General features: G+C 59.7%; 5 protein-coding genes. 2 read left to right on the forward strand and 3 right to left on the reverse strand.

The genetic code is table 11. The features are described 5' to 3' along the window. A partial coding sequence (locus K5E19_RS22875) for a bifunctional hydroxymethylpyrimidine kinase/phosphomethylpyrimidine kinase (protein ID WP_409334612.1) occupies positions 1 to 293 on the forward strand: 293 nt, incomplete at its 5' end. Positions 294 to 335: 42 nt separating this feature from the next. Continuing rightward, entirely contained in the window at positions 336 to 1,082 is a 747-nt protein-coding gene (locus K5E19_RS22880) for a GntR family transcriptional regulator (protein WP_010433675.1), read from the forward strand. Here K5E19_RS22880 and K5E19_RS22885 read toward each other — a convergent pair. From K5E19_RS22885 to K5E19_RS22895, 3 genes are all read right to left on the reverse strand, one after another. After that, entirely contained in the window at positions 1,056 to 2,009 is a 954-nt protein-coding gene (locus K5E19_RS22885; RefSeq protein ID WP_221553224.1) for a PfkB family carbohydrate kinase, read from the reverse strand. The two genes, K5E19_RS22880 and K5E19_RS22885, sit on opposite strands and share 27 nt — an antisense overlap. Next, a complete protein-coding gene (locus K5E19_RS22890; RefSeq protein ID WP_221553225.1) occupies positions 2,006 to 3,010 on the reverse strand; it encodes an ADP-ribosylglycohydrolase family protein in 1,005 nt (334 codons plus the stop codon). Before K5E19_RS22890 ends, K5E19_RS22885 begins: the two co-directional genes overlap by 4 nt. After that, positions 3,007 to 3,847: MFS transporter (locus tag K5E19_RS22895; protein ID WP_221553226.1), on the reverse strand; the 841-nt coding region annotated here is incomplete at its 5' end. The genes K5E19_RS22890 and K5E19_RS22895, both read right to left, overlap by 4 nt.

The following is a 3,847-nucleotide window of genomic DNA, read 5'->3' on the forward strand; positions in this document are numbered from 1 at the left end:
GCGGCGCGGTGCTGATGAAGGGCGGGCACCTGGATGATGCCGAAAGTCCGGACTGGCTCTTTACCCGCGACGGCGAAGTACGTTTTACCGCGCCGCGTGTGCAGACCAAAAACACCCACGGCACGGGCTGTACGCTCTCTGCCGCGCTGGCGGCACTGCGTCCACGGCATGACGGCTGGGCCGATACGGTGCGCGAAGCGAAAATCTGGCTCTCTGCGGCGCTGGCAAAAGCCGATACTCTGGAAGTCGGTCACGGTATTGGGCCGGTTCATCATTTTCATGCGTGGTGGTAACCCAGTATACTGGCAGGAAAAACCACGCCTGAGAAAACAGAGATGGAACAAGCGCATACCCGGTTAATCGCTCAACTGAATGAACGGATCGCCGCGCCGGACAACACGCCGCTGTACCTGAAATTTGCCGAAACGGTAAAAAATGCGGTGCGCAGCGGCATGCTGGAGCACGGGAATATTTTGCCCGGCGAGCGCGATCTGAGCCAGTTAACCGGCGTGTCGCGCATTACCGTGCGTAAAGCGATGCAGGCGCTGGAGGAAGAAGGCGTGGTCACGCGCTCCCGTGGCTATGGCACGCAAATCAATAACATCTTCGAATATTCGCTGAAAGAGGCGCGCGGCTTTTCCCAGCAGGTGGTGCTGCGCGGTCAAAAGCCCAATACGCTGTGGGTCAACAAGCGGGTGGTGAAGTGTCCTGAAGAGGTGGCGAACCATCTTTCAATTCCCCCCGAGAGCGAGGTTTTCCTGCTCAAGCGTATTCGCTATGTGGATGACGATGCGGTGTCGATTGAAGAGTCCTGGGTGCCGACGGGATTTATCCACGACCCCGATGCGATTGGCGTCTCGCTGTACGATTACTTCCGCAGCCAGAATATCTTCCCGCAGCGCACCCGTTCACGCGTGAGCGCCCGTATGCCGGACAGCGAGTTTCAGGCGCACATTAAGATGGACGAAAAAATACCGGTGCTGGTGATCAAGCAGGTCGCGCTTGACCAACAGCACCGGCCGATTGAGTACAGCATCAGCTACTGCCGCAGCGATCTATACGTCTTTGTGTGCGAGGAATAACTCGTCGCGAGTCGGGGCGCAGTCCCCGCCGCGGTGGCTGACCACCCAGGACGCCACGGCGTTCCCCAGCAGAACGGCGTCTGCCAGTGACCATCCCGCCGCCAGCCCGGCAAGCGTGCCGCCCGCGTGGCTGTCGCCTGCGCCAATGGTGTCCACCACCGTCGCCGGAAATGCCGGAACAACGCCCGAGGTATTACCGTCATACCACACGGCGCCGTCTTTATCGTGGCGCACAATCAGCGCGGCGCCGAAACGCTGCTGCCACTGCGTGCCGAGGGTTTCCACTTCAACGCCCAGTCTTTCTGCTGCAAGCTCCGCCTCCTGACGATTGAGCGACACAATCGGCCTGCAGGTCATAATGCGCGTCATCAGCGCGTCGGGGATATCCGCGATGCGGGGACCGAAATCGATAAAGGCAGTTACGTCCTGCAACCCCTCCAGCCAGCGTGTCAGCAGCTCGCCGCACGGCGAGGCCAGTTGATAGCCGGATAAATAGACCAGGCTGTTCGACGGGATGTTAAGCACATCAAGCCAGCGCTGCTGCCACTGGTTCTCCACGCCGCTAAAGGACATAAAGGTGCGCTCGCCGTCTGGCTCCACCAGTGCCAGGCACCAGCCGTTATCGCCGGTTTCGGCCTCGATGGCGCTGTGCAGATCCTGCTTCGCCATGGCGTTGCGAATAATATCCGCCCACACGCCGTGGCCGACGGGCAGGGCGTTTTGCGCCGCAATGCCGAGCCGTTTCAGGGCGATGGCAATGTTCAGCGCGCAGCCGCCAATATTCACGCCCTGCTGTTTAAGCTCGATATCGCACCCGCGCCAGGGTAGGGCGTAGGCGTCGGCGATGACGTCTATCACCGCCGCACCCAGCACCGTCACCGGGCGTGTGGCGTGCAGGGTTTCCAGGCGCTGAACCAAAGAAGTCATATGCCCTCCCTTTGCTCCCGGTAGTGCAGGAGTTTTTCGCAATAGTGACCGAAATCGAGCTGGTTAACGGCGTCGAGTTCGGCTTTTAGCACCGGGTCAATGGCCTGCACGCCGTGGAGCGCGCCGCAGATGGCCGTCGCCATTGCGCCAATGGTGTCGGTATCGCCGCCCAGGTTGGCGCATAAAATGGCGCAGCGGTTTGGGTCGGTTCCCGCCAGTTCAACCATCGCAATGGCCGCCGGAACGGATTCGATGGTGCTGGTTCCGGCCCCTACGAGCTGATACACCTGCTCGCTGGCGGACTCGATCCCGTTGGCTTCTCGTACGGTTTTCAGCGCCAGTTCAATACGCGCCGCGAGCGACGCGCTGAAGGTGGTGGTTTTCGCCTCCTGCGCAAAGCGGGCGATCCCCGGCAGGGCGTCGACGATGTTCTGCCAGCGTTCCCCGTCGACGGCGCGCGAAATTGCCCAGGCAATCACTACCGCACCGGCAATGGCGAGGTCTGATTTATGGGTCGGGCTGGAGGCCAGCGCTACCTGCTCAACAAAGTGCTCCAGACGCGTGGCCGGGAGCAGGCAGCCCAGCGGAGAGGCGCGCATTGCCGCCCCGTTGGTCACGCCGTTGTTTTCCAGCTCGCTCACCGGCTTACCGTCGCGAATGGCGTTGAGGGCAATTTTCGAGGTGGGGCCGAGCACGTTCTTATTAAACGCGTCGAAATCCAGCGCCCAGCGAAGAATATGCTTGCCGATAACGTCCGCGTTAATCTGCCCGTCGCACTCGATAATCGCATCCGCCAGACAGAGCGCCATCGAGGTATCGTCGGTGAACTCAGCCTGGTTGAAATAGCAGGCCGCGTTATTCTCCGCCGGGCCGGGTAAGAAACGGTCGATCCAGCCGAAGTGCGCCTTGACGCGCTTTCTCGGCCACAGCTCCGACGGCATGCCCATCGCATCCCCTAACGCCTGCCCGTAAAGGGCACCGAGAACACGTTCTTGTTTCATTTAACTTCCCCTTGTGTCAGCGCGGTATCGCCATCAACCACCTCAATTGCGGTGATCTCTTTATCCGATTCGCGGAAAAACAGCATAAACAGCACGGCAATCACAGCAATCATGATTGCACCAAATGTCCACATTCCGGCCCAGTTGAAGGTCAGCCCATTCACCGGCTCTTTGTAAGCGAACATTTTTTCCATCATCACGCCGCCCAGACGGTAACCCAGCAGGCTACCAAAGCCCTGACAGCACAGCGTAATCAAGCCCTGCGCCGCGGTGCGCATGTGCGCCGGCGCTTTTTTGTCCACGTAAATGTACGCGGTGACATAGTAGAAGTCGTAGCTCACGCCGTGCAGCAAAATGCCGAGGAACAGCAGGGTGTAGGTGAAGTACTGTTCCGCACCGCCGTAAACAAAGAAGCCGTAGCGGATGGCGGCGGTGATCAAGCCCAGCAGTAAGACCTTCTTAATACCAAAGCGTTTGGTAAAGAACGGCAGGGCCAGCATAAAGAAGATTTCGGAGAACTGGCCGAGCGTCATCCAGCCGGTGGCGTTTTTCATGCCGACTTCGGTGAGGTAGCCGTTGGCGAAGATGTAGTAGAAGGCCAGCGGCATGGCGAACAGGAACGAGCAGAAGAAGAACACCAGGAAGTTTCTGTCGCGCAGCAGGATCAGCGCGTCCAGCCCCAGCATCACCTTAAAGTCCAGCTTGCCGGTGCTCTTCGGCGGGGTGTTCGGCAGGAACAGGGCAAAGATGCCGAGCAGGGCGGAACTGGCTGCGGTCATCAGCAGCGGGATATTGGTATCGGAGATGTCGCTGTAGCCCATCATCTGCGGCAGGAAC

This window comes from Enterobacter sp. RIT637 (genome assembly GCF_019718755.1).
Taxonomy (GTDB): Bacteria; Pseudomonadota; Gammaproteobacteria; order Enterobacterales; family Enterobacteriaceae; genus Enterobacter.